The 4,297-nt window shown below is 40.3% G+C and carries 3 protein-coding genes and 1 pseudogene; 1 reads left to right on the top strand and 3 read right to left on the bottom strand.

Translation table 11 applies throughout. The features are described 5' to 3' along the window. Positions 1-186 precede the first annotated feature (186 nt). A pseudogene (locus CBG25_RS01325) lies at positions 187-1,126 on the bottom strand (PhoH family protein); the annotation flags it as partial. A 19-nt stretch (positions 1,127-1,145) separates the two neighbouring features. Further along, a complete protein-coding gene (gene miaB / locus CBG25_RS01320; protein WP_290603966.1) occupies positions 1,146-2,576 on the bottom strand; it encodes a tRNA (N6-isopentenyl adenosine(37)-C2)-methylthiotransferase MiaB in 1,431 nt (476 codons plus the stop codon). Between the two features lie 191 nt (positions 2,577-2,767). Here miaB and ubiF point away from each other — a divergent pair, with 191 nt between their 5' ends. Continuing rightward, a complete protein-coding gene (ubiF, locus tag CBG25_RS01315; protein ID WP_290603964.1) occupies positions 2,768-3,949 on the top strand; it encodes a 3-demethoxyubiquinol 3-hydroxylase in 1,182 nt (393 codons plus the stop codon). Positions 3,950-4,046: 97 nt separating this feature from the next. On the opposite strand, the gene CBG25_RS01310 is transcribed toward ubiF, so the two are convergent. Then, on the bottom strand, positions 4,047-4,297 hold a 251-nt coding region (locus CBG25_RS01310), incomplete at its 5' end, for an IS30 family transposase (RefSeq protein WP_290603962.1).

The raw sequence follows: 4,297 nt of genomic DNA, 5'->3' as shown, positions 1-4,297 counted from the left end.
TCATTTCTGGTGTCCAGCCATCGGCGCACAAAAGAACACACCGTATCCGATCGCATACAAGACGGTCACGACTTTCCCTGTGAAGATTTCTGAGCTTTAGTTTTTGTTCTTGTGAGAGATTAATGTTAATACCTATTAAATGGGCATTGCTCATGGAAAATCAAGCATCTTCAATGACGACGAGTATACATCATCACTATGAAAAAAATTAAAGCTAAGTTCTTTAACTTCAGAGAGTACTTCAATTGCGTGGCGTAAACCTGATTTATGGCCACGAGGCAGATCAATTTGAGTTACATCGCCGGTGATCACGGTTTTAGAGTTAAAGCCGATGCGGGTCAGAAACATTTTCATCTGTTCAATGGTGGTATTCTGGCTTTCATCAAGAATGATAAAAGCGTCATTGAGTGTGCGACCGCGCATATAGGCTAATGGCGCCACTTCAATCACATTGCGCTCAATCAATTTTTCTACTTTTTCAAAACCTAGCATTTCAAATAGGGCATCATAAAGTGGCCGTAAATAAGGATCAACTTTTTGACTAAGATCACCTGGCAGAAAGCCGAGTTTTTCGCCGGCTTCGACAGCAGGGCGAGTGAGTAGAATACGACGTATTTCTTGACGTTCTAAAGCATCAACCGCAGCAGCAACAGCGAGATAAGTTTTACCTGTTCCGGCAGGGCCAATGCCGAAAGTAATATCATGGCTATGTATATTAGTAAATATATTGAGCCTGATTCGCTGTACGTGGTTTGACAACGCCTCGTTTGATTTTAATGTTTACAAATTTGTCATAACTGACAACATTTTCAACGGATTGCTCAAGAAATTGACTTTCCATAATAGATAAGTGGATTTGTTCAGGGACAATGTCAGGGATAATGCCACGTATAGGGGCTGTATCAACATATAAGCGGCGTAAAATGTTGCTAGCTGCGTTGATATTAAGTGGTTTGCCAATCAATTTGAAACGGTTATTTCGACGATTAATTTCGATAGCGAGTCTACGTTCCAATTGCTTTATATTATCATCGAACGGGCCACAAAGGCTGATTAACCGTTGGTTATCGGCTGGCTCTAAAAATATTTCGCTGGTGGCAATTTGTGGATTATCTTTTGCGATCACTGAGTCTCTCTACTTAATATTAAGGTTGGTAATTTGCTACACCGAGCTCGTCTTCTTTGCGTGTCCGTGCAATAATCGATTCGGGTGATTCTTGGCTCCTTAATGCCATAGTATCTTCTGTTTTAACTACTTTACCGCGTAAAGAATTGGCATAGACATCGACAATTTCGACATCAACAAACTTTCCGATCATATTTTGGCTACCTTCAAAGTTTACCACCCGATTATTTTCGGCACGGCCGGAAAGTTCCATAATATTTTTACGTGAAGGTCCTTCAACCAGAATACGTTGAATGCTACCCAACATTGTTCGGCTATAATTCATTGCTTGCTGATTAATACGTTGCTGAAGTAGATAGAGGCGTTGTTTTTTTTCATCTTCGCAGACATCGTCAGGTAAATCAGCAGCTGGGGTACCAGGGCGTGGTGAGTAGATAAAACTAAAACTCATATCAAAATTAACATCGGCAATAAGCTGCATGGTTTTTTGAAAATCATCTTCTGTTTCACCCGGAAAACCAATAATGAAATCTGAGCTAATAAGAATATCGGGTCGTGCTTTACGTAATTTTCGGATAATGCTTTTATACTCAAGGGCTGTATGAGACCGTTTCATCATCGTCAAAATACGATCTGATCCACTTTGAACTGGAAGATGCAAGAAGCTAACAAGTTCAGGGGTATCTTCATAGACAGCAATAATATCGTCGGTAAATTCAATTGGATGACTGGTGGTAAAACGGATGCGATCAACGCCGTCAATGGCGGCAACTAGACGTAATAATTCGGCAAATGAACAAATTGCACCGTCAAAAGTTGTTCCACGATAGGCATTGACATTTTGACCCAATAAGTGAATTTCACGCACACCTTGCGCAGCTAATTGTGCGATTTCAAATAAAACGTCATCACATGGTCGGCTGACTTCCTCACCACGCGTGTAAGGAACGACACAAAATGAGCAGTATTTATTACAGCCTTCCATAATTGAAACATAAGCTGAAGGGCCTTCTGCTCGAGGTTCCGGTAATCGATCAAATTTTTCAATTTCTGGAAAACTGATGTCGACGATTGGGCTACGTGTACCTTTGACTTGATTGATCATCTCTGGTAAACGGTGCAAGGTCTGTGGGCCAAAAATAATGTCAACACTGGGAGCCCGTTGGCGAATGAAATCCCCCTCCTGTGAAGCGACACAACCACCAACACCAATAATAATATCCGGATTAACATCTTTTAGATTTTTCCAACGCCCTAATTGATGAAATACTTTTTCTTGCGCTTTTTCACGAATTGAGCAGGTATTTAGCAGTAGAATATCGGCTTCTTCGGCTGTCTCTGTTAATTGATATCCATGGGTGCTGTTGAGCAGGTCAGCCATTTTTGATGAATCGTATTCATTCATCTGGCAGCCCCAGGTTTTAATGTATAGTTTTTTATTCGTCAACATTTTGTATATCCGAAGTTTTCAGTAGCAAAATCTGTCATACTGGGAACATTATGTATTAAATTAGAAAATTTTGATATGTATTGTATTAGTTTGGGGCATCGGTGACCAGTATGTTGGATAGATTATTAGTAAATGACTTAAGAAAAACTAGGCCTACTATTAGATTGATGACTATTGATAGCTAAGTTGATATGAATAGAATAGATGAAAATTATGACATTGTAGTGGTTGGTGCCGGTATGATAGGTGCAGCCATGGCAATTGGATTAGCTAAAGAAGGTTGGCAGATCCTATTACTTGAACACACTAAACCTACACCTTTTGATCCGTTAGAGCAGCCTGATTTACGCGTTTCAGCGCTAAGTTATACTTCGGTGGATCTACTTAAGCAACTTGGTGTGTGGGATAGTGTTTTAAATATGCGCGCAGCCCCTTATCGAAGGTTAGAAACGTGGGAAGGGGAAAACTCACATGTGATGTTTGAAGCAGACAGCCTTGGTTTACCTGAACTGGGTTATATGGTTGAAAACCGTATTTTGCAATTGGCATTATGGCAGCAATTTTCTCAATATCCCAATCTTAGCTTGTTATGTCCGGCCAAATTGGTAGCAATGCAGCGTCAGAATCAACAGTGGGAAATGACTTTAAGTAATAATCAGCAACTATCGGCAAAGTTAATTATTGCGGCTGATGGAGCATGTTCTCAGGTGCGATCTTTAGCTGGCATTGGCAGTAGCGGTTGGCAATATAATCAATCATGTCTGCTTATTACAGTTAAGATGGAGCAACCGCAACAGGATATTACTTGGCAACAATTTTTTCCTTCTGGTCCGCGAGCATTTTTGCCGTTATTTGATCATTGGGCCTGTTTGGTTTGGTATGATAAGCCTGCCCGAATTAGACAACTGCATGCTATGTCCCTAGAGCAGCTTAAGCAAGAAATTATGGTAGCTTTCCCGGCTCGCTTTGGCTCACTGCAAGTTGTTGCTAAAGGGAGTTTTCCACTGACCCGCAATCATGCTAATCGTTATGTTGAAGAAGGGCTAGCGTTGATTGGCGATGCGGCTCATACTATTAATCCACTTGCTGGTCAGGGCGTTAATCTTGGTTACCGTGATGTTGATAGTTTGTTGAAAGTATTGATTAATGCTAAAACCTATTTATTACCTTTTTATGATCGAAAAACTTTACTTACTTATCAACAGGATAGGATGCCAGATAACAAATTGATGCAGGCAGGTATGGATGCTATTTATACACTGTTTAGTTCTCAGATAACCGGTGTAAAATCGGGCCGAAATTTAGCATTAATATTAGTACAACGATTAAATATAGTTAAGAAAAAGCTACTTAAATATGCTTTAGGTTTATAACATAAAGTCGATTATGATATTTTTTGACTGTTATGTTGTAAAACGTTGTTTTTCAGGTGGCCCATTCCCAGTCGAAACGCAACAAACCCATAAAACGTTATGCAGCCATTAGATGAGCTAAAAATACTTCATTTGGAGAAAAATAGCTCAACGATTTTCGTCCCCGAGTATTAAGTATGTGCTCAAGTTCTGCAATCTCGTTGTCCGTGACTGAGTTGAAGTCCGTTCCTTTTGGGTAAAAACGGCGGATAAGTCCGTTACTGTGTTCATTTAAACCACGCTCCCATGAGTGATAAGGCCTGGCAAAGAAGACATTAGCACCGGTGATCTCAGTTATCTGTTTATGCA

Origin of the sequence: Arsenophonus sp. ENCA, from assembly GCF_002287155.1 — a bacterium.
Classification (GTDB): Bacteria; Pseudomonadota; Gammaproteobacteria; order Enterobacterales; family Enterobacteriaceae; genus Arsenophonus; species Arsenophonus nilaparvatae.
This window is presented reverse-complemented; position numbering and strand designations above follow the sequence as displayed.